At 31.5% G+C, this 26,434-nt stretch carries 30 protein-coding genes; 14 read left to right on the forward strand and 16 right to left on the reverse strand.

The features are described from left to right. Nucleotides 1-9 precede the first annotated feature (9 nt). Both Q0684_RS07925 and Q0684_RS07930 read left to right on the forward strand, forming a co-directional pair. Entirely contained in the window at nucleotides 10-2,007 is a 1,998-nt protein-coding gene (locus Q0684_RS07925; RefSeq protein WP_299014856.1) for a fumarate reductase/succinate dehydrogenase flavoprotein subunit, read from the forward strand. Between the two features lie 78 nt (nucleotides 2,008-2,085). Next, nucleotides 2,086-2,826 carry a succinate dehydrogenase/fumarate reductase iron-sulfur subunit gene (locus Q0684_RS07930; RefSeq protein ID WP_299014859.1) on the forward strand — a complete coding sequence of 247 codons (741 nt, stop codon included), beginning with the start codon at nucleotides 2,086-2,088 and terminating at the stop codon, nucleotides 2,824-2,826. 148 nt (nucleotides 2,827-2,974) lie between these two features. On the opposite strand, the gene Q0684_RS07935 is transcribed toward Q0684_RS07930, so the two are convergent. After that, nucleotides 2,975-3,280, reverse strand: coding sequence for a helix-turn-helix transcriptional regulator (locus Q0684_RS07935; RefSeq protein ID WP_299014862.1), 306 nt, complete (start codon nucleotides 3,278-3,280; stop codon nucleotides 2,975-2,977). A gap of 5 nt (nucleotides 3,281-3,285) precedes the next feature. On the opposite strand from Q0684_RS07935, the gene Q0684_RS07940 reads away from it, so the two are divergent. Beyond that, nucleotides 3,286-3,441: a hypothetical protein gene (locus tag Q0684_RS07940; protein ID WP_299014865.1), complete on the forward strand. Its 156-nt coding sequence runs from the start codon at nucleotides 3,286-3,288 to the stop codon at nucleotides 3,439-3,441. An 88-nt stretch (nucleotides 3,442-3,529) separates the two neighbouring features. Here the strand turns inward: Q0684_RS07940 and Q0684_RS07945 are convergent, their stop codons facing one another. Beyond that, nucleotides 3,530-4,258 carry an AAA family ATPase gene (locus Q0684_RS07945; RefSeq protein ID WP_366140200.1) on the reverse strand — a complete coding sequence of 243 codons (729 nt, stop codon included), beginning with the start codon at nucleotides 4,256-4,258 and terminating at the stop codon, nucleotides 3,530-3,532. Nucleotides 4,259-4,390: 132 nt separating this feature from the next. On the opposite strand from Q0684_RS07945, the gene Q0684_RS07950 reads away from it, so the two are divergent. Next, a complete protein-coding gene (locus Q0684_RS07950) occupies nucleotides 4,391-4,528 on the forward strand; it encodes a hypothetical protein (protein WP_299014868.1) in 138 nt (45 codons plus the stop codon). Between the two features lie 107 nt (nucleotides 4,529-4,635). Further along, nucleotides 4,636-4,914, forward strand: coding sequence for a type II toxin-antitoxin system RelE/ParE family toxin (locus Q0684_RS07955; RefSeq protein ID WP_299014886.1), 279 nt, complete (start codon nucleotides 4,636-4,638; stop codon nucleotides 4,912-4,914). A gap of 63 nt (nucleotides 4,915-4,977) precedes the next feature. Here the strand turns inward: Q0684_RS07955 and Q0684_RS07960 are convergent, their stop codons facing one another. Further along, on the reverse strand, nucleotides 4,978-5,613 hold the full coding sequence (locus Q0684_RS07960; protein WP_299014889.1) for a ribonuclease H family protein: 636 nt from the start codon (nucleotides 5,611-5,613) through the stop codon (nucleotides 4,978-4,980). Beyond that, on the reverse strand, nucleotides 5,606-6,178 hold the full coding sequence (locus Q0684_RS07965) for a phosphoribosylglycinamide formyltransferase (RefSeq protein ID WP_299014892.1): 573 nt from the start codon (nucleotides 6,176-6,178) through the stop codon (nucleotides 5,606-5,608). Before Q0684_RS07965 ends, Q0684_RS07960 begins: the two co-directional genes overlap by 8 nt. A 170-nt stretch (nucleotides 6,179-6,348) precedes the next feature. On the opposite strand from Q0684_RS07965, the gene Q0684_RS07970 reads away from it, so the two are divergent. The 3 genes from Q0684_RS07970 to rnc are packed head-to-tail and all read left to right on the forward strand — an operon-like array spanning nucleotide 6,349 to nucleotide 8,597. Next, nucleotides 6,349-6,585: an acyl carrier protein gene (locus tag Q0684_RS07970; protein ID WP_004569249.1), complete on the forward strand. Its 237-nt coding sequence runs from the start codon at nucleotides 6,349-6,351 to the stop codon at nucleotides 6,583-6,585. A gap of 7 nt (nucleotides 6,586-6,592) precedes the next feature. Further along, entirely contained in the window at nucleotides 6,593-7,846 is a 1,254-nt protein-coding gene (gene fabF / locus Q0684_RS07975; RefSeq protein ID WP_299014895.1) for a beta-ketoacyl-ACP synthase II, read from the forward strand. Between the two features lie 13 nt (nucleotides 7,847-7,859). Then, the gene (gene rnc, locus Q0684_RS07980) at nucleotides 7,860-8,597 is read left to right on the forward strand and encodes a ribonuclease III (protein ID WP_299014897.1); all 738 of its coding nucleotides are present in this window, start codon (nucleotides 7,860-7,862) and stop codon (nucleotides 8,595-8,597) included. A gap of 9 nt (nucleotides 8,598-8,606) precedes the next feature. On the opposite strand, the gene Q0684_RS07985 is transcribed toward rnc, so the two are convergent. Next, the gene (locus tag Q0684_RS07985; RefSeq protein ID WP_299014899.1) at nucleotides 8,607-9,353 is read right to left on the reverse strand and encodes a hypothetical protein; all 747 of its coding nucleotides are present in this window, start codon (nucleotides 9,351-9,353) and stop codon (nucleotides 8,607-8,609) included. A 271-nt stretch (nucleotides 9,354-9,624) separates the two neighbouring features. Here Q0684_RS07985 and Q0684_RS07990 point away from each other — a divergent pair, with 271 nt between their 5' ends. Beyond that, nucleotides 9,625-10,095 (forward strand): IPExxxVDY family protein, encoded by a 471-nt coding sequence (locus Q0684_RS07990; RefSeq protein ID WP_299014901.1) that lies wholly within the window; start codon nucleotides 9,625-9,627, stop codon nucleotides 10,093-10,095. 2 nt (nucleotides 10,096-10,097) lie between these two features. After that, nucleotides 10,098-11,525: a pyruvate kinase gene (pyk, locus tag Q0684_RS07995; RefSeq protein WP_299014903.1), complete on the forward strand. Its 1,428-nt coding sequence runs from the start codon at nucleotides 10,098-10,100 to the stop codon at nucleotides 11,523-11,525. A gap of 66 nt (nucleotides 11,526-11,591) precedes the next feature. Here pyk and Q0684_RS08000 read toward each other — a convergent pair whose 3' ends face one another. The 10 genes from Q0684_RS08000 to gdhA all read right to left on the reverse strand — a co-directional run bounded on the left by Q0684_RS08000 (nucleotide 11,592) and on the right by gdhA (nucleotide 21,513). Next, nucleotides 11,592-12,866 carry a beta-ketoacyl-[acyl-carrier-protein] synthase family protein gene (locus Q0684_RS08000; RefSeq protein ID WP_299014905.1) on the reverse strand — a complete coding sequence of 425 codons (1,275 nt, stop codon included), beginning with the start codon at nucleotides 12,864-12,866 and terminating at the stop codon, nucleotides 11,592-11,594. A gap of 91 nt (nucleotides 12,867-12,957) precedes the next feature. Next, nucleotides 12,958-13,395 carry a hydroxymyristoyl-ACP dehydratase gene (locus Q0684_RS08005; protein ID WP_299014907.1) on the reverse strand — a complete coding sequence of 146 codons (438 nt, stop codon included), beginning with the start codon at nucleotides 13,393-13,395 and terminating at the stop codon, nucleotides 12,958-12,960. A gap of 166 nt (nucleotides 13,396-13,561) precedes the next feature. Continuing rightward, nucleotides 13,562-14,614: a type III polyketide synthase gene (locus Q0684_RS08010; protein WP_299014910.1), complete on the reverse strand. Its 1,053-nt coding sequence runs from the start codon at nucleotides 14,612-14,614 to the stop codon at nucleotides 13,562-13,564. A 78-nt stretch (nucleotides 14,615-14,692) separates the two neighbouring features. Continuing rightward, complete coding sequence (locus Q0684_RS08015) at nucleotides 14,693-15,430, reverse strand: methyltransferase domain-containing protein (protein ID WP_299014913.1); 738 nt, start codon at nucleotides 15,428-15,430, stop codon at nucleotides 14,693-14,695. Beyond that, nucleotides 15,430-16,557, reverse strand: coding sequence for an FAD-dependent oxidoreductase (locus Q0684_RS08020; RefSeq protein WP_299014915.1), 1,128 nt, complete (start codon nucleotides 16,555-16,557; stop codon nucleotides 15,430-15,432). Before Q0684_RS08020 ends, Q0684_RS08015 begins: the two co-directional genes overlap by 1 nt. A gap of 68 nt (nucleotides 16,558-16,625) precedes the next feature. Then, nucleotides 16,626-17,708: a DNA polymerase IV gene (gene dinB, locus Q0684_RS08025; RefSeq protein WP_299014952.1), complete on the reverse strand. Its 1,083-nt coding sequence runs from the start codon at nucleotides 17,706-17,708 to the stop codon at nucleotides 16,626-16,628. Nucleotides 17,709-17,759: 51 nt separating this feature from the next. Further along, nucleotides 17,760-18,602, reverse strand: a complete 843-nt coding sequence (locus tag Q0684_RS08030) for an alpha/beta fold hydrolase (RefSeq protein WP_299014955.1) — start codon at nucleotides 18,600-18,602, stop codon at nucleotides 17,760-17,762. 10 nt (nucleotides 18,603-18,612) lie between these two features. Continuing rightward, nucleotides 18,613-19,224, reverse strand: coding sequence for a LysE family transporter (locus Q0684_RS08035; RefSeq protein WP_299014958.1), 612 nt, complete (start codon nucleotides 19,222-19,224; stop codon nucleotides 18,613-18,615). Nucleotides 19,225-19,283: 59 nt separating this feature from the next. Beyond that, the gene (locus Q0684_RS08040; RefSeq protein ID WP_299014960.1) at nucleotides 19,284-19,904 is read right to left on the reverse strand and encodes a glutamate dehydrogenase; all 621 of its coding nucleotides are present in this window, start codon (nucleotides 19,902-19,904) and stop codon (nucleotides 19,284-19,286) included. A gap of 265 nt (nucleotides 19,905-20,169) precedes the next feature. Then, a complete protein-coding gene (gene gdhA / locus Q0684_RS08045; RefSeq protein WP_299015551.1) occupies nucleotides 20,170-21,513 on the reverse strand; it encodes an NADP-specific glutamate dehydrogenase in 1,344 nt (447 codons plus the stop codon). 215 nt (nucleotides 21,514-21,728) lie between these two features. On the opposite strand from gdhA, the gene pheS reads away from it, so the two are divergent. The 4 genes from pheS to Q0684_RS08065 all read left to right on the forward strand — a co-directional run bounded on the left by pheS (nucleotide 21,729) and on the right by Q0684_RS08065 (nucleotide 24,933). Further along, on the forward strand, nucleotides 21,729-22,748 hold the full coding sequence (gene pheS / locus Q0684_RS08050; RefSeq protein WP_299014963.1) for a phenylalanine--tRNA ligase subunit alpha: 1,020 nt from the start codon (nucleotides 21,729-21,731) through the stop codon (nucleotides 22,746-22,748). An 85-nt stretch (nucleotides 22,749-22,833) separates the two neighbouring features. After that, nucleotides 22,834-23,028 (forward strand): hypothetical protein, encoded by a 195-nt coding sequence (locus tag Q0684_RS08055; RefSeq protein WP_299014966.1) that lies wholly within the window; start codon nucleotides 22,834-22,836, stop codon nucleotides 23,026-23,028. Nucleotides 23,029-23,072: 44 nt separating this feature from the next. Then, nucleotides 23,073-23,468, forward strand: a complete 396-nt coding sequence (locus Q0684_RS08060; RefSeq protein ID WP_299014969.1) for a hypothetical protein — start codon at nucleotides 23,073-23,075, stop codon at nucleotides 23,466-23,468. Nucleotides 23,469-24,216: 748 nt separating this feature from the next. Continuing rightward, the gene (locus tag Q0684_RS08065; protein WP_299014972.1) at nucleotides 24,217-24,933 is read left to right on the forward strand and encodes a hypothetical protein; all 717 of its coding nucleotides are present in this window, start codon (nucleotides 24,217-24,219) and stop codon (nucleotides 24,931-24,933) included. A 1-nt stretch (nucleotide 24,934) separates the two neighbouring features. Here the strand turns inward: Q0684_RS08065 and Q0684_RS08070 are convergent, their stop codons facing one another. Beyond that, nucleotides 24,935-26,410, reverse strand: coding sequence for a Na+/H+ antiporter NhaC family protein (locus Q0684_RS08070; RefSeq protein ID WP_299014975.1), 1,476 nt, complete (start codon nucleotides 26,408-26,410; stop codon nucleotides 24,935-24,937). Between the last annotated feature and the right edge of the window lie 24 nt (nucleotides 26,411-26,434).

The following is a 26,434-nucleotide window of genomic DNA, read 5'->3' on the forward strand; positions in this document are numbered from 1 at the left end:
TAAACAATTATGGCTTTAGATTCAAAAGTACCTCAAGGTCCATTAAAAGATAAATGGACAGATTATAAAAATAAAATTAACTTGGTAAATCCTGCCAACAAACGTCATATAGATGTAATTGTGGTTGGTACAGGTTTAGCAGGTGGTTCTGCTTCTGCAACTTTAGCAGAATTAGGCTACAATGTAAAAGCATTTGCTTATCAAGATTCTCCAAGAAGAGCGCATTCTATTGCAGCACAAGGAGGAATTAACGCAGCAAAAAACTATCAAGGAGATGGAGATTCTACCTACAGATTATTTTACGATACTGTAAAGGGAGGAGATTACAGATCTCGTGAAGCAAACGTTTATCGTTTAGCAGAGGTTTCTGCAAATATCATCGATCAATGTGTGGCACAAGGTGTGCCTTTTGCACGTGATTATGGTGGTTTGTTAGATAACCGTTCTTTTGGTGGGGTTTTAGTTTCTAGAACTTTTTATGCCAAAGGACAAACAGGTCAACAATTATTATTAGGAGCATATTCTGCAATGAATAGACAAATTGCTCGTGGTAAAATTGAGATGTTTAACAGACATGAAATGTTAGATGTTGTTGTTGTTGATGGAAAAGCAAGAGGAATTATTGCACGTAACTTAGTTACTGGTGAGATAGAACGTCATTCTGCGCATGCAGTGGTTATCGCCTCTGGCGGATATGGAAACGTATATTTCTTATCTACAAATGCAATGGGTTCTAATGTAACTGCTGGTTGGAAAGTGCATAAAAAAGGAGCGTATTTTGCAAATCCTTGTTATACACAAATTCACCCAACATGTATACCACGTTCTGGAGATTATCAGTCTAAATTAACATTAATGTCTGAGTCTTTACGTAATGATGGTAGAATTTGGGTTCCAAAACATTTAAAAGATGTTGAGGCAATTAAAGCAGGAACTTTAAAGCCAACACAATTAAAAGAAGAAGATAGAGATTACTATTTAGAAAGAAGATATCCTGCATTTGGTAACTTAGTACCACGTGATGTTGCCTCTAGGGCAGCAAAAGAGCGTTGTGATGCTGGTTATGGTGTAAATGCAACTGGTGAAGCTGTATATTTAGATTTTGCTGCCTCTTTTGTACGTTATGGAACAGAGCAAGCAAAAATACAAGGAATTAAAAATCCTTCTGAAGCTAAAATAAAAGAATTAGGGCAAGAAATTGTAAGAGCTAAATACGGAAACTTATTTCAGATGTACGAGAAAATCGTAGATGAAAATCCGTATGAAACACCAATGATGATTTATCCTGCAGTACATTACACAATGGGTGGTGTTTGGGTAGATTATAATTTAATGACTACCATACCTGGTTGTTACGCAATTGGAGAAGCAAATTTCTCTGATCATGGTGCAAATAGATTAGGAGCATCTGCATTAATGCAAGGTTTAGCAGATGGTTATTTTGTATTACCATATACTATTGGAGATTATTTAGCTGATGATATTAGAACTGGAAAAATTTCTACTGAAACTCCAGAATTTGAGGCTGCAGAAAACGAAGTAAAAGAAAGAATCAATTTCTTTGTAAACAATAAAGGATCGCATTCTGTAGATTATTACCACAAAAAATTAGGTAAAATTATGTGGGATAAATGTGGAATGTCTAGAAATGCAGAAGGGTTAAAATCTGCCATTGAAGAAATTTCTGCTTTACGTAAAGATTTCTGGGAAAATGTAAATGTACCAGGAACCGATAAAGAATACAATGAGCAGTTAGCCAAAGCAGGTAGAGTTGCAGATTTCTTAGAATTAGGAGAGCTGTTTGCAAAAGATGCTTTAGTTAGAGAAGAGTCTGCTGGAGGACACTTTAGAGAAGAGCACCAAACACCAGAAGGAGAAGCAAAACGTTTAAAAGAATTCCAGTTTGTTTCTGCTTGGGAGTATAAAGGCGAGCCAAAAGATGCTGTATTGCATAAAGAAGATTTGGCTTATGAGAATATAGAAGTAAAAGAAAGAAGTTACAAATAGTTGATGGTTTGTGGTTGATAGTTTGTGGTAAATACCAAAAAACTAACAACCAACAACCAATAACCAAAAACTAATAAAATGAATTTAACACTTAAAATTTGGAGACAGAAAGACGCTAATTCAAAGGGTCAAATGACAGATTATAAAGTATCTGAAATTTCAGAGCACATGTCTTTCTTAGAAATGATGGATGTTTTGAACGAGCAAATCATTAATAAAGGTGATGAGCCAGTAGCTTTTGATCATGATTGTAGAGAAGGAATCTGTGGTATGTGTTCTATGTATATTAATGGTGAAGCACATGGCCCAGATAGAGGTGTAACAACTTGCCAGTTACACATGCGTATGTTTAAAGATGGCGATACAATTACTATAGAACCTTGGAGAGCGGCAGCATTTCCTGTAGTTAAGGATTTAGTTGTAGATCGTTCTGCTTTTGATAGAATACAGCATGCAGGTGGTTACATTTCTGTAAACACTTCTGGTAATACACAAGATGCAAACTCAATACCAATTGCAAAAGAAGCTGCAGATACAGCAATGGATGCAGCCACTTGTATTGGTTGTGGTGCTTGTGTTGCTACTTGTAAAAACTCATCAGCAATGTTATTTGTAGGTGCAAAAGTATCTCAATATGCTTTATTGCCCCAAGGACAAGTAGAAGCTGCAGATAGAGTACAAAACATGGTTGCTCAAATGGATTTAGAAGGTTTTGGTAACTGTACAAATACTGGTGCTTGCGAAGTAGAATGCCCTAAAGGAATTTCTTTAGACAACATTGCCAGAATGAACAGAGAATTAATGAAAGCGTCTGTATAAGATTCATAGCGAACGACAGTAAAACAATCTGTTTATAAGGAATAACAGATGTCATTTCGAGTGATTCCGCTTTTTAGCGGAATTGTATCGAGAAATCTTAAATAATACTAAAAAACCCAAAACGAAATATCGTTTTGGGTTTTTTAATTTAATCTTCATTTATATCTTTAAAAAAATTGATAAGTGTAATATTTAAAACATCTAAAATCTCCAATAACCTTTCTAAATCTAACTTGGTGGCTCCTTTTTCTACCTTAAAATAGCCACTTTCTGTTAACCCTATTTTAATTCCCATATCATATTGAGATAAACCTGCTTTTTGCCTTTCCTTTGCTATTTTCCTTAAAATAGTAATTCGCTTTCTAAACAGTTGAGTCTTCTTTATTTCCCTCTCCATTTTAGACCTTTCTCTTCGCTTAAATTCCTGCATAAAATCATCTATACTCTGCTCCATTATCATTGCATTTTATACAAAAAAAGGAAAATAAATTTTCTATTGATGTTTCTTACGGTTTATCACTAATAAACTACAATTATAATTTTGATAATTTTATAGATTTAGAAATTCATCAAGTTGGTAGTTTTATCAATTTAAATTATAAAATTGCTTTTTAATATAATAAACAATCGTTTATAGGATTCAGTTTTTGGTTTCCATTTCGTAACAGACTGCATACTGAAGACTGTAAAACTGCCAACTAAACTAAAGATGCCTTAAATAAGCTTCAGGATTATTTAAAAACGATTTTGTAATGTTAAAATGTTCCGTTTCTTCTAAATTCTTTTTCTCCATAGTGTTTTCAGTAATTTCAAAAATACTCGCTTCAGGAAAAGCCAACAATATTGGAGAGTGTGTGGCTATAATAAATTGCGAATTGTGTGCTTTTAAATGGTTTTTTATAAAAGCAATTAAAGTAAGCTGTTTTGCGGGAGATAGTGCAGCTTCAGGCTCATCAAGTAAATAAATTCCTCTCGTGTTTATCATTTCATTCATAATATGAAGATAAGCTTCACCATGAGAAAAAGCATTGAGCTCTTGGCCGTAATTGCTGCGCATTTGTTTTAATTGATAATTGGCACTTTCTTTCATTTGATTGATAATGTGTGTAGGAACATCAGGCCCTAAATCGCCCATTTGATTTTCTATAGTGGTGCCAACTCTATGAATACTGTTTAAGTAATCTCCAAAATCTTCAGCTCTAAAAAAGAAACCCACAGAACGTTCTATTTGCCAAGTCAATTCTAAAAAAGGTAGCAATTTTTTAGCGGCATCAAAACTGTTTTTTGCATAACTTCTGCCATCCATATGTGGCAATTGCAACCTGCAAGCAATGGCTTCTAGCAAAGTGGATTTTCCAGAGCCATTTTCGCCAACCAAAAAACTAACACGTTTAGAAAAGTCTAAATTCTTAACATATTTTATAGCAGGAATATCAAACGGATAAGGATGTGTACGCTATGTATTTATGTGTAAGTTTGATAAATAGGGCATTTTAGGTTTTTCATAAACTAGAATTTAATTATCGGTTAATTTACGTGTATTTATCGTAATAAACACATAAATATGATTCCCAAAAAAAGAAAAGAGATTATTTTAGATGAAGAAACACTTGCTATTTTGCAATATAAAGCAGAAAGTGAAGGGCGTAATTTAAAAAATTATATGGAAAATGTTTTAAAAGAAAATGCTTACGCTTTTTAGCCTTCAGAGGCATATAAAACAATGATGGATAAAATGATAAGCAACCATATTGAAGGAAAAACAAATTATACACCTTGGAGTGAAGTTAAAAAAGACTTCTTAAAATAATGGTTTATGAAGCTATAATTAGTGATGAAGCCAAACTAGATATTAAAGAAACGAGAAATTTTTATGGTAAAATTTCATCAATTTTATTATTAATTTTTCATAAAGAGTTAATAGAGATTGTTGCAAGAATAGCTAAAAATCCAAATCATTTTCAACAAAGATATCGAAATATAAAAATAATATTTACGCGCAAATTTCCTTTTGGTATTCATTATTTGGTTGATAAAAACACAATGTACATACAGCGTATTTCACATCAAAAAAGAGATTATAAATAAGAAGTTATTTTAATTTCACACAAACTTGCTAGCCCCTTCCCTTTGGGAAGGTTGGGATGGGATTTACTTCCGCCCAAAATCTGCAGGAATTTCTCCCCAAGCTTTGGTTTCCCATTTTAAAATAGGATTTTTAACGGTGTTTTCTCTCAGCCAGTTTTCGGCTCTTTTAATTAAATCTAATAAAGCTTTGTTTGAAGCATCAAAACGTAAATTGGTTTTGCATTTTTTTTGACGCACCCAGCTCATGGCAATTTTAGAATCTGAGTAAATAGGAATATCTTCTTTATTTTTAGATTTTAACAAAGCAACACAATGCACTAATGCCAAAAACTCTCCAATATTATTGGTGCCTTTCTCAAAAGGCCCTTTTCTAAAAATTTCTTTTTTATTGTGTGTAAAAACACCTCTGTATTCCATTTTACCAGGATTACCAGCACAAGCAGCATCTACAGCAATGGTTTCTAAATTAGGTTTGCCATATTTTGCTTTTTCAGCTGCAGATAAAACTACTTTATTTGTGGTTTTACCTTTATAGTCTTCATACTTGCCTTTAGATGCTTTTTCTGCTTCATCTAAACTGATAAAAGATTTGTATTGTGCGTGCTCAAAACCATCAATTTGCTTTTTGCATACATTCCATGAAGAAAAAACGCCTTTTCTTCGGCCATTCCAAACAACATAAAACTTTTTTTTACTCATTGGTAGTTAAAATTACCTCTTCAATTACTTTTGGGAAATATTGTTGCTCTAAAACATGAATCTTGGCAGCAATACTTTCTGCAGTATCTGCATCATTTAAAGCGGTTTTTGCTTGAAAAATAATGGCGCCTTCATCATAATTCTCATTTACATAGTGAATTGTAATACCAGTTTCAGGCTCATTATTTGCTTTTACAGCCTTATGAACATGCATTCCATACATGCCTTTTCCACCATAATTTGGCAATAATGCAGGATGAATATTTATAATTTTATTCGGAAAAGCATCCACAATTTTTTGTGGAATTCGCCATAAAAAACCAGCCAAAATAATATAATCTGCTTGTTCTTTTAAAAGATTTAGTACTTTATCTGTCTTAGAAAAATCGGCTCTATTAAAGTGTAAACATCTTATTTTTAGGTTTTTACATCTTTCAAAAACTTTGGCATGTTCATTGTTACATAGCACTTGAGTAACCTTAGCGGTTTTAGTGTGATTAAAAAACTTTATAATATTCTCTGCGTTCGATCCAGAACCAGATCCAAAAATAACAATACGCTTCATATCTATCTTTCTAAGCTACAAAAAAAAGAATAATTATTAACAAACCGATTATTTTTAGTGAAGATTAAATATTTTTCTTTACTTTTAATAATCATTTTTCGATCAAAAATTAGTTATAATTAATAAGATTTGTATTTTTGCCGAGATTTAAAATTTAAAATTAAAAAATTATGTCAGACATTGCATCAAGAGTAAAAGCTATTATCGTAGACAAATTAGGCGTAGACGATAATGAAGTAACAACAGAAGCTAGCTTCACAAATGATTTAGGAGCAGATTCTTTGGATACTGTTGAGTTAATTATGGAATTCGAAAAAGAATTCGATATTCAAATTCCAGACGATCAAGCTGAAAACATTGGAACAGTAGGTCAAGCAGTTAGCTATATAGAAGAAGCAAAAAAGTAAAATTTATATGCAATTAAAACGAGTTGTAGTCACTGGACTTGGCGCATTAACGCCAATTGGTAATAATATAGAAGAGTATTGGAATGGCTTAGTTAACGGCGTTAACGGAGCAGCACCTGTAACATATTATGATGCTGCCAAGTTCAAAACTCGTTTTGCCTGTGAATTAAAAGATTTTACGGTTACCGACTTTATCAATAGAAAAGACGCCCGTAAAATGGATCGATTTACGCAATATGCAATGGTAGCTTCTGATGAAGCAATTGCAGATGCAAAATTAGATCTAGAAAAAGTAAACAAATTACGCGTTGGTGTAATTTGGGGAGCAGGAATTGGTGGTCTAGAAACTTTCCAAAACGAAGTATTAAACTTTGCTGAGGGAGATGGTACACCTAGATTTAATCCTTTTTTTATCCCAAAAATGATTGCAGATATTGCGCCAGGAAATATTTCCATTAAAAATGGATTTATGGGGCCAAATTATACTACAGTATCTGCTTGCGCATCTTCTGCTAACGCAATGATAGATGCCATGAACTACATTAGATTAGGTACTTGTGATGTTATTGTAACTGGTGGCTCTGAAGCCTGTGTTACTATTGCAGGTATGGGTGGTTTTAGTGCAATGCACGCTTTATCTTCTAGAAACGATGATCCAAAAACAGCTTCAAGACCTTTTGATGCTGAAAGAGATGGGTTTGTTTTAGGTGAAGGAGCAGGTGCAATTGTTTTAGAGAGTTATGAACACGCTAAAGCAAGAGGCGCAAAAATTTACGCAGAAGTAATTGGTGGAGGAATGTCTTCTGACGCTTACCATATTACTGCACCACATCCTGAAGGAATTGGTGTAATTGCTGTAATGAAAAACTGCTTAGAAAATGCTGGTATTAAACCAGAAGAGGTAGATCACATCAACACACATGGAACCTCTACTCCACTTGGAGATGTTGCAGAACTTAAGGCAATTTCAGAAGTATTTGGTGACCATGCTAAAAACATCAATATTAATTCTACAAAATCTATGACTGGGCATTTATTAGGTGCTGCAGGTGCTATAGAGTCTATTGCGTCTATTTTAGCAATGGAACATGGTATTGTACCACCAACCATAAATCACGCCAACATAGATGAAAATATAAATCCAGAATTAAACTTAACCTTAAACAAACCTCAAAAACGAGAAATTAAAGTTGCCATGAGCAACACGTTTGGGTTTGGCGGACACAATGCTTGTGTAGCTTTTAAGAAATTAGAAGAATAATAATTAATCATTTATGGGGTTTATTCGTAATATCATAGAATCTAGGTCTGAAGAAGATTTAGAGCTATATGGCGAATTGAAAAAATTACTCCACTTTTCTCCAAGAAAAATAAACCAATATAAAAAAGCATTTACACACAGATCTGTGCAAATGTTAGACAAAAATGGCATTCCTATAAATTACGAGCGTTTAGAGTTTTTAGGAGACTCTATATTAGGATCTGTAATTGCAGCCTATCTTTATAAAAAAGTACCTAAAGGCACTGAAGGTTACTTAACACAAATGCGTTCTAAAATTGTTAATAGAGAACATTTAAATGAGTTAGGTAAAGATTTAAACCTTATTAAATTTGTAAAAAGTAACATAGATCAATCCAATGTTGGCGACAATATACATGGTAATATTTTTGAAGCTTTAATTGGCGCAATTTACTTAGACAAAGGCTATAATTTTTGTCAGAAATTTATTTATAACAAGGTTATTGTACCTTATGTAGATATTGAAAAACTAGAGGGTAAAATTACCAGTTACAAGGGTTTAATTATTGAATGGTGTCAAAAACAAAAGAAAAAATACAATTTTGATTCTTACGAAGATACAGGTAATGATCCCATAAAACACTTTAGCGTAAAAATTAGCATAGATGGCAAGCAGATTGCTAAAGGCAGAGCAACTTCAAAGAAAAAAGCTGAAGAGCAAGCCTCTAAAAGGGTTTACTATGCTTTTCAAGATGAAATTTCTTTAGATTAAAAGTACCGCTTATCTCTTTTTCTTACCCTTCAAAAAACTTCTCCAATTTGCTGTAAAACCAATGTATGCGTTTTCTGCTGTAAGCAATTCCAAACCATTTGTTGGCGAATGATAAGAGACAAAAAGACCTAAGGTGAAATGCTTAAAATTATAATGTATTGCTTTACTAACTGTAAAAATTAGCAAATTTGGGTTATCTCTTATATTACGTTCTTCTGCAATATCATAATTAGTAAATGCTAAACTGTTTAGCTGCACATACTCTACCCTTATAGGCAAGTGAAAAGAAAAATAGTTTTCACGTTTTACACCTCCATCATTCCGTTTTAAATTCAAATTAAATTGGTTGTATATATTTGAAAAAGAGAAGTCTGCAAAACTATCGGCATTTTGTAATTCTGTATTTCTAATATTTCCAAAGCCGTAACCTAAAAAGTTTTCTATGTAAAAGGTTTTGTTTTTATTGTTATTAGTATAACCCAAAGCCATATTTGTAACATTACCTTGTGCATTAAACCTATCTTTTACATAATCTTTACTTTCTGTAAAACCTATATGTGCTACAAAATGGTCTGAAATGGCATAGTAAGCATTTGCATTAAGCGTTCTTACACCACTGCTGGTGGCAATACTTCCAGAAACTGCATAATCTCCTTTTTCTTCTAAATTTGAAATTAATGGAGGGATATGTATATATCTTGATGATACACAAGAAAATGAAACCAATAATATAGTTAAAAGTAGTAAATATCTCATAGCTCACTTTTTTTAGTGAAACTAAACATTTCGAATCAAATGAAAGCGTGTTACTCCATAAAACTAAATAGAAAGCTTAAAAACGTAACTATTTTTTATAAAAAAACTCAGATACACACCTTTAAAAACCTCATAATTTTTGTAAAAGAGTTAAAATAACACACTTTCTAGCAAAAATAGCGATAACGTTTTCGTTAAAATAAGCACGAAAACTCGTAAACTATTAGTAGCTTTGTTTTATTACATAAGACTAATAAGTATATTTACAAATATGCAAATTCATGCTTTAAGTTTAAACGATTTTTGTGAAGAACAGTATACCTTAATAGGCATACACACAACATTAGAAGACTACAGACTAGCCTATTTGTTAAATAAAAACTTAGACACAAAGTTTTCTAAATCTAAAAGCGATTTAGAATTCTCTAAAAACGGAGAACAATCGACTTTTTCTGTTTATAATTACACCAGTAAAAAATACGATTTTGAATGGTTTTTAATTGCAAATAGCTTTAAAAAGGAAAATCAAACTGATATTAGTCAGCTTTTACTAACAGCAGAAACTAGAACTTATTTAATACCAGAAAAAAAAAAAATAGATTATTTTATTAAAATATCTGGAGAAACAACAAATAGCTACGTTTCTAAAAAATTAGATAAAATAAAAAATATTGAGCAAGTAATTACGGCTTACCCAATAGATAAAAATACATTAAAGTCTAAAGACTATTTAATATTTTAAATATGGAATTATACAAAAAAACCAAAATAGTTGCAACCCTAGGTCCTGCAGTTAATACAAAAGAAAAAATGAGAGCTTTAGCCATTGCTGGTGTAAATGTTTTCAGAATAAATTTTTCTCATGCAGACTATGAAGTTGTAAAGCAAAATGTAACTAGAATTAGAGAAATAAATGCAGAAAATGATTTTAATGTAGCTATTTTGGCAGATTTACAAGGTCCTAAATTACGTGTTGGTGTAATGGAAGATGGTGTTGTTTTAAACGACGGTGATTCATTTACATTTACTACAGAAAAATGTATAGGTAATAAAGAAAAAGCATTTATGACCTACCAACGTTTTCCTAAAGATGTAAAAGTTGGTGAGCAAATTTTAGTAGATGATGGTAAACTATTATTCGAAGTAGTTTCTACAGATAAAGACAAAGAAGTAGTCGTTAAAACTATTGTTGGTGGTCCTTTAAAATCTAAAAAAGGAGTAAACTTGCCAAATACTGCCATTTCTTTACCTGCCTTAACAGAAAAGGACAAAGAAGATGCCATTTTTGCTTTAGGCTTAGAAGTAGATTGGATGGCGCTTTCTTTTGTAAGAACACCAGAAGATTTAAGAATGTTACGCGACTTAATTTCGCAACATTCTGAGTATAGAGTGCCTGTAATTGCGAAAATAGAAAAACCTGAAGCCGTAGCAAATATAGATTCTTTAATACCTTATTGTGATGGTTTAATGGTAGCTCGTGGAGATTTAGGTGTAGAAATACCAATGCAAGACGTACCATTAATTCAAAAGAAATTAGTAAGACGTGCCAAAAGAGCAAGAATTCCTGTAATTATTGCAACACAAATGATGGAAACTATGATTGAAAACTCTGTACCCACAAGAGCAGAGGTAAATGATGTAGCCAACTCTATTATGGATGGTGCAGATGCAGTAATGCTTTCTGGAGAAACTTCTGTAGGCAAAAACCCTCTAAGAGTTATTCAAAAAATGGCTGAGATTATTAAGGCTGTAGAAAACTCTAGAATGATTAAAGTACCTCATGAAGCACCACATATTAAAACCAACAGATTTATTACAAAATCAGTTTGTCATCATGCTGCTTTAATGGCAAATAATATAGGAGCAAAAGCAATTTCTACGCTAACTAACAGTGGTTATACAGCATTTCAAATATCTGCTTGGAGACCACAATCTAAAATATTGGCTTTTTCTTCGGAAAGAAGAATTTTAGGAAAACTAAATTTACTTTGGGGTGTTAGAGCTTTTTATTACGATAAAAATTTAAGTACAGATGATACTGTTGTAGATATCAACAATATTTCTAAAGAACAAGGCTACGTAAAAGAAGGCGATTTTATGATAAACCTTACATCTATGCCTGTAGAAGAAAAAGGAATGGTAAATACCTTAAGAGTATCTGAAATAGATTAAAAAAATATTATTTTATATTTAAAAAAGCATTTTGAGCAATCGAAATGCTTTTTTTTATGATATGTACTATTGATATTTTTTAAAAATAACACAAGCATTTACATCACCAAAACCAAAACTTGCTTTGGCCAAATAAGTAATATTTGTATTTAATTTTTTTACAGGAATTTTATCTTTCGCTATAAAATTGGTTATTTCTGGGTGCATGTCTTCACAATTAATATTTGGAAATACAAACTGTTCTTTTACTTGCAAAACACAAGCTACAGCTTCTATAGCACCTGCAGCAGCCAAACAATGCCCTACTTGGGATTTTAAAGAATTTATATAAGGAAAATCCGTTCCTTTTCTTTGCAACGCCTTCGTCCAGTTTTCTATCTCTAAACTGTCTTTACTTGTGGCTGTTAAATGTCCGTTGATTACATCAATATCATTTGCAGTAATCTTAGCATCCATAATTGCGTCTGTAACACATCTTTGCACGGCTTCAGCATTTGGTGCAGTTAAAGTACCTCCGTTTCTCTGTCCGCCAGAATTCATATTTCCGCCTAAAACCTCTGCATAAATGGTAGCTCCTCTTGCTAAAGCACTTTCTAAAGACTCCAAAACCAAAGCTCCTCCTCCACTTCCAGGTACAAAACCAGCAGCACTTGCAGACATGGGTCTAGAACCTTTTTCTGGAGTATCATTGTGCTTATAACTCATTACACGCATGGCATCAAAACCACCCCAAGTATATAAACTACTATCACTAGAACTACCTACCAACATGCGTTTTGCTTTACCAGATTTTATACGATCAAAACCTAATAAAAGTGCCTCTGTGCCTGTTGTACAAGCAGACGAATTTGTAGTTACCTGATTGCCCAAACCTAACATACCACCCAAATAAGCAGAAATACCACTTGCCATTGTTTGCAAAACAGAAGTACTTCCTAAACGTCTTACTTTTTGGTCGTCTATCTTATAAATGGATTCTCTAAACTTTTCAATTCCAGAAGTTCCTGCGCCAAAAACTAAACCAGTATCGTAATCTAAAGCCGAATTTTCATCAACAGAAAAACCAGCATCTTTCCAAGCATCAACGCCAGCCATAACGCCATATAAAATAGAAGTACTGTTAAAGTCACGTAATTGTAATGGAGTTAAATAGCTTGCTTTTATTTCTTCAGAAACGTCTGGTATACCACCAATACAACAAGAAAATCCTTTATCTTTTAAATTTTGATGAAATGTAATTCCAGATTTGCCTGTTTTTATAGCATCTGTAAATGCTGATAAACCCACACCATTTGGCGCTACAACTCCTAAACCTGTAATTACTACTCTATTTTTAGACACTAATTTTAATGATTTTTAAGAATCTGATTATTCAGTTCTTATTTTTTAATTTTTCTTAATAATTTTAAAACCTGTGAGGTTTTATAAAATGTTACATTACCAACATTCCAGAAATTTCTCCTCTACAAACCAATTCTTCTTTGGCATTAAACAACTTTACTTTACATTTTAATTTATTGAATCTAAAATACACTTTTTCGGAAACTACAGTAACTTTTTCACCTGGTAAAACCGTTTTGTAAAAATCTACTTGATTAGAAGTTAGTGCAATTTGTGGTTTTTTTTCTGATGAAATTTCATCCTTCAACAAAAAAATACCCAAACAAACCAAACCAATTTGCGCCATGGTTTCTGTTAAAATTACACCTGGTGTAATTGGATTTTCTTTAAAATGACCTTTGTAAAAAAACTCGTTTTGTGTAAATGTATAATTGCCTGTAATTCCGTTTTCTGAAATTGCTGTAAGTTCATCAACAAACAAAAAAGGTTTTTGATATGGAAGGTTTTTTATGATTTCTGTTTGGTTCATTTATAATAATTAACTTTCTGTTCTCAGTTTTGTCGTTTCAACCTTTTGAAAGAAATCTCATAAAAAGGCTAAAATAGTATGTTAATTTTTAGTGAGATTTCTCCTAACGTCGAAATGACAATATTATGGATTGTTTCGATTCCTGCCTTCGCAGGAATTAAAGCATTTACCATTCCAACAAAACACGTTGTGCAGAAAAACCTGGACCAAAACTTAGCATAATTCCACGTTCGCCTTTGGCAGGATTTCTATCCATAAAACGTTCTAAAACGTATAGCACAGTTGCACTAGACATGTTACCATACAAACGCAAAACTTCTTTTGTATCGTTAATATTTTTGCCTAGTTTACCAAACAAATCTTCTACAGTTTGTACAATTTTTTTTCCTCCTGGATGAAAAATTAAATGATCTATATCTTTAATAGTTAACTTATTTTTTTCTAAAAACGGGTGAATAATATCTGGAAAATGAGCTGCAATTTTTTGGGGAACTTCTTTATCTAATATCATTTGCAAGCCCGTGTTTACCAAATTAAACCCCATCATTTTAGTAGCATCATAAAAATGATACATGGCTTGGTCTATAATTTTAGGACCATTATCTTTTTCAAAAGAAGAAAGGATTACACTAGAAGCACCATCACCAAAAATGGCAGCACTTACTATATTTGTCATAGAATAATCATCTAATTGAAACGTTGCTGTTGGTGCCTCTACAGCAACTACAGCTGCTCTTTTATTAGGATTTGCTTTTAAGAAATTCTTTGCATAAATAATACCAGAAACACCTGCTGCACAACCCATTTCTGTAACTGGCAAACGCACAATATTTTGTTTCATCCCTAAAGAATTAATTAAATACGCGTCTACAGACGGAATCATGATACCTGTGCAACTTACAGTAATTATATAATCGATATCTGTTGCTTTTAAATTGGCTTTTTCTAAAGATTTTTTAAGAGATTTTTCGGCTAATTTTACAACCTCTCTTGCATAAATATCATTCTTTTCTTGGAAAGAAGTTGCCATAAAAACTTCCTCAGGATCCATAATAGAGTAACGTTTGTCTACAGCTGCACCTTCAAAAAGTTTAATTACTTTTCTTTTAAAACGAGATTCTTGCCCTTCCATCCACATTTCTACAAACGGAATAATATCTTTAGTTTCTCTATAATATTCTGGCAATTGTTTTGCAACTGCTGTTATTTTTACACTCATAGGTTTTCTTTATATTTTGGCATAAATCTTAAAAATTCTTCAAAAGAATATTTTAATAGTTTTTTAAATGCTGTGTGTTTAAAATGAACTCTTTTTCAGCGTCCAACGCCAACGAAATGCCCATTTCCAAGTAATTTCTACTGCTTTAATATTTGGTTCCGTTTGTTGTAATTGCTTAGACATTGCCTCTAAATCTTTTCTTTTAAATCCTCTTAAAACAGAAACCAAACCATCATGAATAATCATTTTATTGGTTATAAAAACAGCCAATAATTTAAATAAATAATACGCCACTTTATGCCTATGCAAATCATTTACAACTATGGCTATTTTTGTCTGTTTTAAAGTATCTTTTAAAAATGAAACTAAAGGTTTTTCTTTAAAATGATGAAAAAACAAAGTCGCTAAAACTACATCAAATTGTTGTTTTTTAAAATCATCAGAAAAAATATCTTGTATTTTAAATGACAGTTCTGGAAAATCAACAGATAATTCATTGGCATAATCAATTGCAGTTGGGTTGGCATCTACACCAATCAACTTAAATTTATAACCATTTTTTCTTCCAAACTTTGCAACATCACGTAAAATATCTCCATGTCCACAACCTAAATCTACAATGGTAATTTCTTGTTCTTTTGGGTGGTTTTTTAAAACTGCTTTTACGGCATTTACAGTAACCAAATTACCACCTAACCAACGATTTATGCTTTCTAATTTATCTAAAACATCACGTAACAAATCGCCACCAATAGAAAAATCGTCCATCATTTCTTCTTGGTCAGAACGTTTAGAAGTATCTGCTAAAAAAGCCATTATATTTTCATGGGTTTACCGTGCGTTTGTTTTATAATTTTAGGTAACAAAAAAGGGAGTTTTTTCAAAACTTGCAATAAAAAGGACGCTATTTTATCTTTTCTAAACAACATGGCAATAAAATGCCCAGCTTTTAAACGCAAACTAAATTTTTTGTTCCACTGTCTAATATATTGTTTTTCTAGCGTTTTTCTGTCTTTAACTGTTCCGTTTAAATAATTTAGAATCAATTTAGATGCCATTTGTGCAGATTGTATGGCCATACTCATTCCGTTTCCACAAAGTGGATGAATCATTCCTGCAGCATCACCAGACATTAAAATATGATTTTCTACAGGCTTTTTAGTGGCAAAAGAAATTTGACTGATAGAAAGTGGCTGTTCCCAGTTTGGCTTAGAATTCTTAAATATTTCTTTTAAAAACTTATTTTTAAAAACCACTTGTTCTTGAAAATCTGGAATATTTTTATACTTTTTAAATGCTGAGAAACTAGTGATATAACACAAATTAATTGCATTATTTTCTACTTTAGAAACCCCACAATAACCGCCTTTAAAGTTATGAAGTGCTACCAAATTTTGCTGAAAATTACCTTTAACATGTATTTTTACGCCCAAATAGGGCGACTTTTGTTGGATAAAATCACGGTTCATTTTTACATCAAGCACACTTCGTTTGCCAAAAGAACCAATTGCAATTTTTGCTTGAAACTGATTATTTTCTTTGGTTTCTACTGTAAAAAAATCATCCTTAAAAATAACATCTACAACTGTATCTTGTAAAATAGTAACTCCGTTTTCTTTGGCTTTTTTATACAATTCTAAATCTAAAGTATAGCGCGAAATACCAAAACCACCCAAAGGCAATTTTGCGGCAATTACTTTATTTTTTGTGGTTGATAATTGAAATTCATCAATTTTTACAGCGCCAAATTCAAACGGATTTACATCTAAATATTTCAAATAAGGCAAAACTTCATTAGAAATATATTCACCACAAACTTTATGTTTTGGATAGCTGTTTTTTTCTATTAGCAAAACTTTTTTACCAAATTTAGATAGGTGAATTGCATTGCACAAACCTGCTAAACCGCCACCAATTATTATTATGTCTAAATTTGTGTTCATTGTTATTTATACGTTTTAAAAACAATTATAAATGTGTTCTTAAATTTTAATTATCAACTTAATTTTTACTAAAACTCAAACTGTAATTGCACCCAAAAAGGCTCTTTAATTTCTGTATTTAAATTGCCAAAAGACAAGCCTAAAAGACGCACAGAATTTACCAATTTATCCTGATACAATAACTCTTTTACGACAGGAAAAAACTCCTTTTTAGTTTGCATAAAATGCGGTTTGGTTTTGCTTCTTGTTTGTTGTGTAAAATCTGAATACTTTATTTTTAAAGTAATTGTTTTTCCTTTGGTATTATTTTTAAGCATTCTTTTTTCCAATTCATCTGCAATCTTATCTAATTTTTCTATCATAAAAATTTCTGAAGATAAGTTTTCTCTAAAAGTGCGTTCTGCGGCTAAAGATTTTCGAACTCTATTGGGTTTAACAGCACTATTATGAATTCCGCGTACAATATTGTAATAATGCACACCAGATTTACCGAATAATTTTACCAATTCTTCTAAGGATTTTTGCTTTAAATCATTCCCCACAAAAATTCCTAAATTGTACATTTTTGCTGCAGTAACTTTACCAACTCCGTAAAATTTATGTACTGGCAATTCTTCTAAAAAAGGAATTACCTCATCTGGATGCACCGTTTTTTGACCATTAGGTTTATTAATATCAGAAGCAACTTTTGCAATAAATTTATTGATAGAAATGCCAGCAGACGCCTGCAAACCCGTTTCTTTATAAATGCGTTCTCTTATTTCTCTAGCAATAGCATTTGCAGACGGATTTCCTTTTTTATTTTGGGTAACATCTAAGTAAGCTTCATCTAAAGAAAGTGGTTCTACCAAATCTGTATAGTCAAAAAATATTGTTCTAATCTGTGCAGAAAGTTCTTTATATCTAGCAAAATCTGAGTTTACAAAAATTATATGTGGGCATTTTTGCTTTGCCAAAACATTGCTCATGGCAGATTTTACGCCAAATTTACGCGCTTCATAACTAGCCGCAGAAACTACGCCTCTATCTCCACCACCGCCAACTGCAATGGCTTTTCCCTTTAATTCTGGATTGTCTAATGCTGCTACAGATGCATAAAAGGCATCCATATCTACATGAATTATTTTTCTAAAAGGAGGCTGCAATTCCATGTGACTAATTTACGAAGTTAAACACAAAATCTGCAAATTAGCAAAGCTGAATTATGCTTTTAAGAAATCTATGGAAAGTCCAATTACCTCGTTTAATTCTTTAGAGATTACTTCTGTTTTCCAAGGATGGGAAACGTTAAAAACATGATCTGCGTTTTTTATAATCTCAAATTGACTCGTTTTATTCCAGGCATGTAAATTTTCTGCCTCTTTAATTTTTACAGAAGTGTCTTTGTCCCCATGAATTATTAAATGTGGTATTTTTAAATGATGTGTTGCTTTCTGAATGTTTAAACGCTGTTCATTTTTTACAAAATCTTCATAAAATTGAAAAAAATGAGGCATTTCTTGATAAGTTCTACCATTTTTAACGTAAAAAACACCTTTTTCTTTCCATTTTACAAAATTATCTTTTTTAGGAAATCTGCTCTTATAATCGGAAACACCAGCAAAAGTAATTACTTTTTTAACTCTAGCATCTTCATTTGCTTTTAACAACACAATACCACCACCTCTACTGTGGCCAATTATAGCAATGTGGTTTACATCTGCTTCATTTTTAAATTTTTCTTCGGATGAAACCCAATCTAAAACACTACCCAAATCGTCTAATTCTTTGGAGTAATTGTTATTGCCAAAAGCCTCTAAATCTGGAAAATCTATAGGTTGCTCTAATGTTCCTCCATTGTGCGAAAAATTAAATTTTACAAAGAAAAAACCTGCTGCTGCAAATGCCTTTGCCATTACATTCCAAGCGCCCCAATCTTTAAAACCTTTGTAACCATGACAAAAAACTACTATTTTTTTTGGTTGATGATTCTCCTTGTAAAAAACGTCTGTTACAATAGGTTTTTGGTGTTGCCCCTTAACAATTATATTCTTTAGAATTTTCATTTATAAAAATTTATATAACAAATTTAAGAAAAGTAAATACAGCAAAAATAGCAGTTATAAAAGATAATATTAAATTAAGGTGGTTTGTAAGTGTACCTGTTTTCTGTTGAATTTTTGTAGCGTATTTGCCATACAAATTCAATATAAAAAAACACCCCAAAACAGCGCCTAAAACAAAAAACGTTTTGGCATAAAAATCAAAAGTTATGCTATCAAAAGCCATTAATAAAGATGCACTACCAAAGAAAAACGGAATTGAAAACATATTTAATAAAGACAAAGTTGCCCCAGTTATAAATCCATTTTTACTTACTTTTCTAGTTGTTATTTGTTTTCTATCTTTCTTGTTTTGTGTGTAAAAGTAAACTGATAAACCCAGTAAAATAAACACACCAGTTTTCTCTAGAAAAATTAAAAATGAAGGGTTTTCTCTAATAAAAACGGTTAAATACACAGACAAATAGGCCTGTAAAAAAACTATAGAAGACGCACCAAAAACAAAATGTGTAAGCTGTTTATTATTTCCTTTTAGGCTAATTTTTAAAGCATTCATGTTTAATACGCTTGGAAACATATAACCAAAAAAGGAGAAGAGAAATCCAAAAAGAAAAACAATAATCATGTGCTATAGTTTGTGATATTTTAAGTCGGTTTTTGTTTATAAAAATTACGTTTTTGGTATTAAAAAAATAGTTTAATCAACGTAAAAATAGCCACAAAAGCAGTTAAAAAGCTTAAAATTAAATTGATGTTTTTGGTTAGTTTTCCAGTTTTCTTCTGAATTATTTTGGCATATTTTCCATACAAAATCAAAATAAAATAAGTGCCTATTGGACAGCCTAAAATAAAAAACAGTAGTGGAATAATAGCCCTACTAAACTGCCCTATTTCTTCTAAGAAAATAATTGTGCCACACAAAAAAGGTATGGCAAACATATTTAAAATAGAAAGTGTAATACCCACTATAAATGCACTTTTATAATGGTTTGTATTTGCTTTTGTTGGCGTTGTTTCTTTTTTAGATTCTCTGTAAAAATAAAAGGATAGTACAATAAAAATTACAATTCCTGACTTTTCTAAAGTTTGTAAAATTGTTGGGTTTTCTGAAAGTAACCTTGTCAAAAAAATAGCAATTATAGTTTGCGGAATTACAACCAAAGAAATGCCCAAAGCATATTTTTTTACTTGATTCTGACCTTGTTCTAAGCTAATTTTTAAGGCAGTCATATTTAACATGCTTGGTGTTATAGAACCGCCAAAACAAAATAAAAACCCAAAAATAAAGAGCAGAAAGCTTGTCATTTTACAAAGTTATACCAATTAAATTTTAAAATGATACATAAATAAATTGAATTATTTTTTTCTTTATCAAGGCAAAATTTTAATCATAGCCTTAGTTATAGTTTAAAATTTTAACGCAGATAAAGGTAAAAAGAAACTATTTATATGGGTTATTTTACTGTTTAATTGGTATTATATGGTTAAATAGTATATTCTAAATTTTAATGCAAAAAAAACGCATCATAAAATGATGCGCTTTATATTTATATATTCTAAAAAGATCTTTTTAGATAACACCTTGTGCTAACATTGCATCTGCAACTTTTACAAAACCAGCAATATTTGCACCCCTTACATAATCTATAGAACCATCATCATTTTTACCATATTGCACGCAAGAATCATGAATATCTTCCATAATGTCTTTTAATCTTCTATCTACCTCTTCTCTAGACCAAGAAATTCTTAGTGAGTTTTGGCTCATTTCTAATCCAGAAGTTGCAACACCACCTGCATTACTTGCCTTACCTGGCGCAAATAAAATTCCTGACTTTTGAAAAGCATGCATTGCATCTGGTGTAGATGGCATGTTTGCTCCTTCAGAAACACACATACAACCATTATCAATTAATGCTTTTGCCTCTTCTCCGTTCAATTCATTTTGAGTTGCACAAGGTAAAGCGATGTCACATTTTACAGACCAAGGTCTTTCTCCTTTAAAATATTTTGCATTAGGATATTTAGACACATATTCACTTATTCTACCTCTTTTGTTATTTTTTAAATCCATAACAAACTCTAGCTTTTCTGTATCAATACCATCTTCATCTAGAATATAACCTCCAGAATCTGATAGTGTAAGTACTTTAGCGCCCAATTCTATTGCTTTTTCTGCCGCAAATTGTGCTACATTTCCAGAACCAGAAATTACAATTGTTTTTCCTTCAAAAGAATCGTTTTTTGTTTTTAACATATTTTCTGCAAAATAAACGGTTCCATAACCTGTAGCTTCTGGTCTAATTAAAGAACCACCCCAAGATTGTCCTTTACCAGTTAAAACTCCAGTAAACGTATTGTTAAGTTTTTTATACATACCAAACATAAAACCAATTTCTCTTGCACCTACTCCAATATCTCCTGCAGGTACGTCTGTATTATGCCCAATATGTCTAAATAATTCAGTCATAAAAGCATGACAAAAACGCATAATTTCGTTGTCTGATTTTCCTTTAGGATCAAAATCAGAACCTCCTTTACCACCGCCCATTGGTAAAGTAGTTAACGAGTTTTTAAACACTTGCTCAAAAGCTAAAAACTTTAAGATACTTGCATTTACAGATTTATGAAAACGTAAACCTCCTTTATAAGGTCCTATTGCAGAGTTCATTTGTACTCTATACCCTCTATTTACTTGAATTTCACCATCATCATCTACCCAAGAAACACGAAAAGAAATTAATCTTTCTGGCTCTACCATTCTTAACAGAATATTTTTACCACAATAAATATCATTTGCAATAATATAGGGTATTACAGTCTCTGCTACTTCTTGTACAGCCTGTAAAAATTCTGGTTCGTGTCCATTACGTTGTTTTACCAACTCCATGAAACCTTCAATTTTGGATTTTATATTTTCTTCCATAATTTTTTATGATATTAATAAAAATTTAACTTGACAAATATAGTTCATTTTAAATATGATAATATTAAAAAGTTTTCTTAAAAAAACAGCATTATCTATTATAAACTATTACCCTAAGTTTGTCTTGATAATTCGCTTTTCTTACATTTTGCCAAGTAAACTATTTAAAAAAGATTAAATTTGTAGCCTAATGATATTTGAACATGTTAGATAAAGTAAAAGAGTTAATTGGAGATGTACAAGCGTTTAAAGCAACTTCTAAAGAAGAAGTAGAAGCGTTTAGAATTAAGTATTTAGGAAGCAAAGGTTTGCTTAAAGGATTGTTTACAGAATTTAGAAATGTAGATGCATCACTTAAAAAAGACCTTGGCCAAGCGTTAAATAATCTTAGACAATCTGCTGAAGGTAAAGTAGCTGAGTTAAATGATTCTCTAGAAAATGCTGTTGAAGAAAAAGGTATTTATGGCGATTTAACAAGACCAGCAGAACCTATTAATTTAGGCTCTAGACACCCAATTTCTTTAGTAAGAAACCAAATTATAGAGGTTTTTAATAGAATTGGTTTTACGGTTTCTGAAGGACCAGAAATTGAAGATGATTGGCATAATTTTACAGCATTAAACTTGCCAGAATATCACCCAGCAAGAGACATGCAAGACACGTTTTTTATAGAGCAAAATCCAGATATTTTACTAAGAACACACACTTCTTCTGTACAAGTACGTTATATGGAAGAAAATGAACCGCCAATTAGAACCATTTCTCCAGGTAGAGTTTTTAGAAATGAAGATATTTCTGCGAGAGCACACTGTATTTTTCATCAAGTGGAAGGTTTGTATATAGATACTGATGTTTCTTTTGCAGATTTAAAACAAACCTTATTATATTTTACCAAAGAAATGTTTGGCAAGTCTAAAATTAGATTGCGTCCTTCTTACTTTCCGTTTACAGAGCCAAGTGCAGAAGTAGATATTTATTGGGGTTTAGAAACAGAAACAGACTATAGAATTACAAAAGGTACAGGTTGGTTAGAAATTATGGGTTGTGGTATGGTAGACCCAAATGTGTTGAAAAACGCAAACATAGATCCAACAAAATATTCTGGTTACGCTTTTGGTATGGGAATAGAACGTATTGCTATGTTATTGTATCAAATACCAGATATTAGAATGTTTTATGAGAATGATAAGCGATTTTTAGAGCAATTTAAGTCGGTTATATAGTTAGTTAAAAAGTTTAAAGTTCTTAAAGTTTAAAAGTTTTGCAACTTTATAAACTTTTTACTTTCAAACTTTACAAACTCATTTTATGAAAAAGCTTGATATATTTGGTGTACTACTTTTGTTGCCTAGTATTGGTTTAATTTTTTTTGGGTTGAATGCTATTTTAGATTTTCTACCTTTTGAAAATAAGAGAACAGGTTCTTTACTAATTATGATACTTTCTATAGTTAGTTTAGTCTTAATTATTAGAAAAATGAATAAAGATGTAGGTATAAAGTAGTTTCACTTTACAACTTTAAACCATAAAAACTTTACAAACTAATTTTGAAAAAAGACATAAAAATACCAGAAGTAACCAACGTAGAAATGGCTATCGTTTATGAATTTAACGATATCTATAACACTAACGATTGGAATGTGTACCTCATCAACAATAAAAATGTTGATTTAGAAATGGTGGTTATTGTTTCTCAAGGTTTTTCGGATACGAAAACTACTTCTTTATTGCGTAAAAAGGTAGAAAAATTACCTGCCAATTCTTTTGCCAAAATAGAATTGATTCAGCCAGAATTGTTTGCTTTAAACAATCGTTTTCAGGTTACTTTTTTTGAAGAAAATACTTTGTATGAAAAAACCTTTCTCTTTAAAGAAAATACAGTTAAAGAAGGTGCTTTACGTACTATTGATGCTATTAAAAAACGTGGCGTTTTAGCAAAGTAATACACTCTTTTTCCTTTCTTTTTGATGTGTTGCTTGTGTGTTTTCTCACTATCGTTTAAAAGAATAGAATTCTATTATGAAATTATGAGTAAATACACACCAAAACTAGCGCAAATTCACAATAGTATAAAGCAATCGTAAACCCACAAGATTTGTCACTTCTAACGTAGTGAGAAGTCGCATAAACTTGCTAACGTAGCGCTAAGTTGTACTTTATTAGAATAAAATCTATGCCTTACTTCTACCTTCTTTCTTTTTCTTGAAATCACAAAATGTGCTTATACCAATTAAATTTTAAAATGATACATAAATAAATTGTATTATTTTTTTCTTTTTAAAGGCGAAATTTTTAATCATAGCCTTAGCTATGGTTTAAAATTTTAACGCAGATAAAGGTAAAAAGAAACTATTTATATGGGTTATTTTACTGTTTAATTGGTATTGCTACTCACTAAAAAATAACTTACGTCTTTTACTTATGTAATTTGTTATTAAATACGCCTGCGTTAGCGATTGAAACGGCATCCTTTTTGTTTTTCACAAAAAGATATAGTGGAAAGCGCGCCCCTTGTGGTAACGCCCAAAAAATAAAATGCTTAAGAAAAATATGCCATATAAAAATCTGTTAATTGTTGCTTAGAGCACAAAATTTATTTCTAATTTTTTTATAATTTAGAATTGTAAAAAATAAAACGAAAGTAAAAAAACGACTAAGCCAAAAAACAAATATTTTGTAATTTTCTTTTGCATGTTACAGTTTGTAGAGAAAGAATTAATTGGAGTTTTAGGCAACAGGCCCATATTTAATGTTTTAAAAGCAGATACAGGTGCATTGCCTTTTAAAATAAACCATAGAACGCTTTTAATTGGCGATAATAAAGAGTGGCCAGTTTTTTTGGTAAAAGATGCGTTAAAAGCCATGTATCAGTTTGTTTTGCATGAGCCTGCTTTTAATTTTAAAAAGTTAGATTTTGTAGGAAACACAAACTTAACTGATAAAGAAATACTGCAATACATTGTTTTTAATCATGATGATGATGGGCATTTTATTTTTGATGATTTTACTGAGGCAGACACCACAGTTCTTAAAAATTTATGCAAAAGTAACTTGATGAATACGCCTTATAGTGAGCGCAACTTATTAGATTTTTATGATTGGCTTCATATAAATATTGGGGCTTTTGTGTGGTTTAATTATGCGCAAATAACAGAGTTTGTTACGTTTTCTTCGTATGATTTTTTTACAGAAAATTATTTAGAAAAACCGCTTAAAAATCGTTATGATAACATACATAATTCACCAGAAAACATTAATTCTATTCAAGAGTTGTTTCAAGAAAAAGAGCGTAATGTAAATTACCAAAATTTAAAAACGCTTGAAGACAAAACCTTAATTAGCGATTTGGTTGCTGGCAATACTTGGACTTTAGACAATGTGTATTGGTACTTTAAAAATAATCGATAAACTAGCCTAAAAATCCAATAATTAAATACAAAAAAACCGTAATTACGCCACCAAATAATGCATAAGGCAGTTGTGTTTTTACATGGTCTATATGATCGCTGGCAGAAGCCATTGAGGAAATTATAGAAGTGTCTGATATTGGCGAACAATGGTCTCCGAAAATTCCGCCACCTAAAGTTGCTGCCACAACAATTGTAATATCTGCATTATGAATATTTGCCATTGGTACTGCAATTGCTAACATAATTGCAAAAGTGCCCCAAGATGTGCCTGTAGAAAACGCAATAAAAGAGCTGATAATAAAAACAACAGCTGGTAATAGTTCTGGAGAAAGCCATTCTTTAGTGGCATTTGCAACGTAAACACCAGTTTCTAGTTCTTTACAGGCATCTCCAATTGCAAATGCTAACAACATTAAAAGTGCCAAAGGCATTAACTCGCTAATGCCTTTCAAGGTTAAGTTTACAGCTTCTTTTGGTTTTAAAATTCCTTGGATGAAATACATGGTAATTGCTACCAAAATTGCTGTAATTACTGCATATAAAACAGAAGAAGAACCAGAGCCTTGCCCAATTGCTTGTGAAGCATGATTTAAAAATGAAGTCGATTCTTTTACAGAGCTCCAGCCAGTGTATATCAAATTTATTGGCATCATTAAAACCATGGTTAATAAAGGCACAATCATATTATATGCTTTGGCTTTAATACCTTCTTTTGGCGGAAAAGAAGTAATTTCATCAGAAACCATTGGTTTTGCACCTTCATTCATTAATTTACCGGTTTCTAAAGTTCTTTTTTCGGCTTTTTTCATTGGGCCAAAATCCTTTTTTGATAAAATGATAATGAATACAATTAATAGCGCTGAAAGCGGATAGAAATTGTATTTTATAGAAGCTATCATTACAGAGAAAGGTTTGTCTATACCTTGTGTTAGCAACAAACCCATTATAAATGCACCCCAAGCATTAAAGGGAATTAAAATAGAAGATGGCGCAGAACTAGAATCTGCAATGTAAGCGAGTTTTTCTCTTGGTATTTTTAATTTATCGAAAATTGGCCTGTACAAAGTACCTACTGTTAAAGAAGAAATACTAGTTTCTACAAACAATAACAAACCTGTAAAAGCTGCTAAAATTTGCACCATAACTCTGCTATACCCTGTTTTTTTACTTTCTAATTTGGTTAACTTTTTATTAATAATGTTTATAAAATCTGCTACGCCTTTAGAATACTGAATAAAAATTAACAAAGATCCTACTAAAGCACTAAATAATATGGTTCTTGTATTTCCTTTAGATTGAAAAACGTTTACCAAACCTTCTATCATGGCTAAAGTGCCTTCTAAGGGATTAAAACCTTTAATAATTAACCAAGCAAACCAAATACCAAACAACAAAGCAATGTATACTTGCTTGGTTCTTAATGCCAAAATAATGGCGATTACTGGTGGTAATATTGATAGAAATCCGTATTCCATAAAAAAATAATTTGGCTAAAGGTA

It is taken from the genome of uncultured Polaribacter sp., assembly GCF_947503875.1.
Lineage (GTDB): Bacteria > Bacteroidota > Bacteroidia > Flavobacteriales > Flavobacteriaceae > Polaribacter.

Coding starts and splice junctions, on each gene's coding strand:
- Q0684_RS08030 (WP_299014955.1), bottom strand. CDS start 18,602: ATGAAAATTCTAAAGAATATAATTGTTAAGGGGCAACACCAAAAACCT.
- Q0684_RS07965 (WP_299014892.1), bottom strand. CDS start 6,178: ATGAAGCGTATTGTTATTTTTGGATCTGGTTCTGGATCGAACGCAGAG.
- Q0684_RS08015 (WP_299014913.1), bottom strand. CDS start 15,430: ATGGCTTTTTTAGCAGATACTTCTAAACGTTCTGACCAAGAAGAAATG.
- Q0684_RS08005 (WP_299014907.1), bottom strand. CDS start 13,395: ATGAACCAAACAGAAATCATAAAAAACCTTCCATATCAAAAACCTTTT.
- Q0684_RS07950 (WP_299014868.1), top strand. CDS start 4,391: ATGATTCCCAAAAAAAGAAAAGAGATTATTTTAGATGAAGAAACACTT.
- Q0684_RS08055 (WP_299014966.1), top strand. CDS start 22,834: ATGAAAAAGCTTGATATATTTGGTGTACTACTTTTGTTGCCTAGTATT.
- Q0684_RS07970 (WP_004569249.1), top strand. CDS start 6,349: ATGTCAGACATTGCATCAAGAGTAAAAGCTATTATCGTAGACAAATTA.
- pheS (WP_299014963.1), top strand. CDS start 21,729: ATGTTAGATAAAGTAAAAGAGTTAATTGGAGATGTACAAGCGTTTAAA.
- dinB (WP_299014952.1), bottom strand. CDS start 17,708: ATGGAATTGCAGCCTCCTTTTAGAAAAATAATTCATGTAGATATGGAT.
- Q0684_RS07985 (WP_299014899.1), bottom strand. CDS start 9,353: ATGAGATATTTACTACTTTTAACTATATTATTGGTTTCATTTTCTTGT.
- Q0684_RS07925 (WP_299014856.1), top strand. CDS start 10: ATGGCTTTAGATTCAAAAGTACCTCAAGGTCCATTAAAAGATAAATGG.
- Q0684_RS07955 (WP_299014886.1), top strand. CDS start 4,636: ATGGTTTATGAAGCTATAATTAGTGATGAAGCCAAACTAGATATTAAA.
- rnc (WP_299014897.1), top strand. CDS start 7,860: ATGGGGTTTATTCGTAATATCATAGAATCTAGGTCTGAAGAAGATTTA.
- Q0684_RS07935 (WP_299014862.1), bottom strand. CDS start 3,280: ATGGAGCAGAGTATAGATGATTTTATGCAGGAATTTAAGCGAAGAGAA.
- Q0684_RS08065 (WP_299014972.1), top strand. CDS start 24,217: ATGTTACAGTTTGTAGAGAAAGAATTAATTGGAGTTTTAGGCAACAGG.
- Q0684_RS08040 (WP_299014960.1), bottom strand. CDS start 19,904: ATGACAAGCTTTCTGCTCTTTATTTTTGGGTTTTTATTTTGTTTTGGC.
- Q0684_RS08035 (WP_299014958.1), bottom strand. CDS start 19,224: ATGATTATTGTTTTTCTTTTTGGATTTCTCTTCTCCTTTTTTGGTTAT.
- Q0684_RS07990 (WP_299014901.1), top strand. CDS start 9,625: ATGCAAATTCATGCTTTAAGTTTAAACGATTTTTGTGAAGAACAGTAT.
- Q0684_RS08070 (WP_299014975.1), bottom strand. CDS start 26,410: ATGGAATACGGATTTCTATCAATATTACCACCAGTAATCGCCATTATT.
- Q0684_RS07930 (WP_299014859.1), top strand. CDS start 2,086: ATGAATTTAACACTTAAAATTTGGAGACAGAAAGACGCTAATTCAAAG.
- Q0684_RS08020 (WP_299014915.1), bottom strand. CDS start 16,557: ATGAACACAAATTTAGACATAATAATAATTGGTGGCGGTTTAGCAGGT.
- Q0684_RS08010 (WP_299014910.1), bottom strand. CDS start 14,614: ATGAGTGTAAAAATAACAGCAGTTGCAAAACAATTGCCAGAATATTAT.
- Q0684_RS07960 (WP_299014889.1), bottom strand. CDS start 5,613: ATGAGTAAAAAAAAGTTTTATGTTGTTTGGAATGGCCGAAGAAAAGGC.
- fabF (WP_299014895.1), top strand. CDS start 6,593: ATGCAATTAAAACGAGTTGTAGTCACTGGACTTGGCGCATTAACGCCA.
- pyk (WP_299014903.1), top strand. CDS start 10,098: ATGGAATTATACAAAAAAACCAAAATAGTTGCAACCCTAGGTCCTGCA.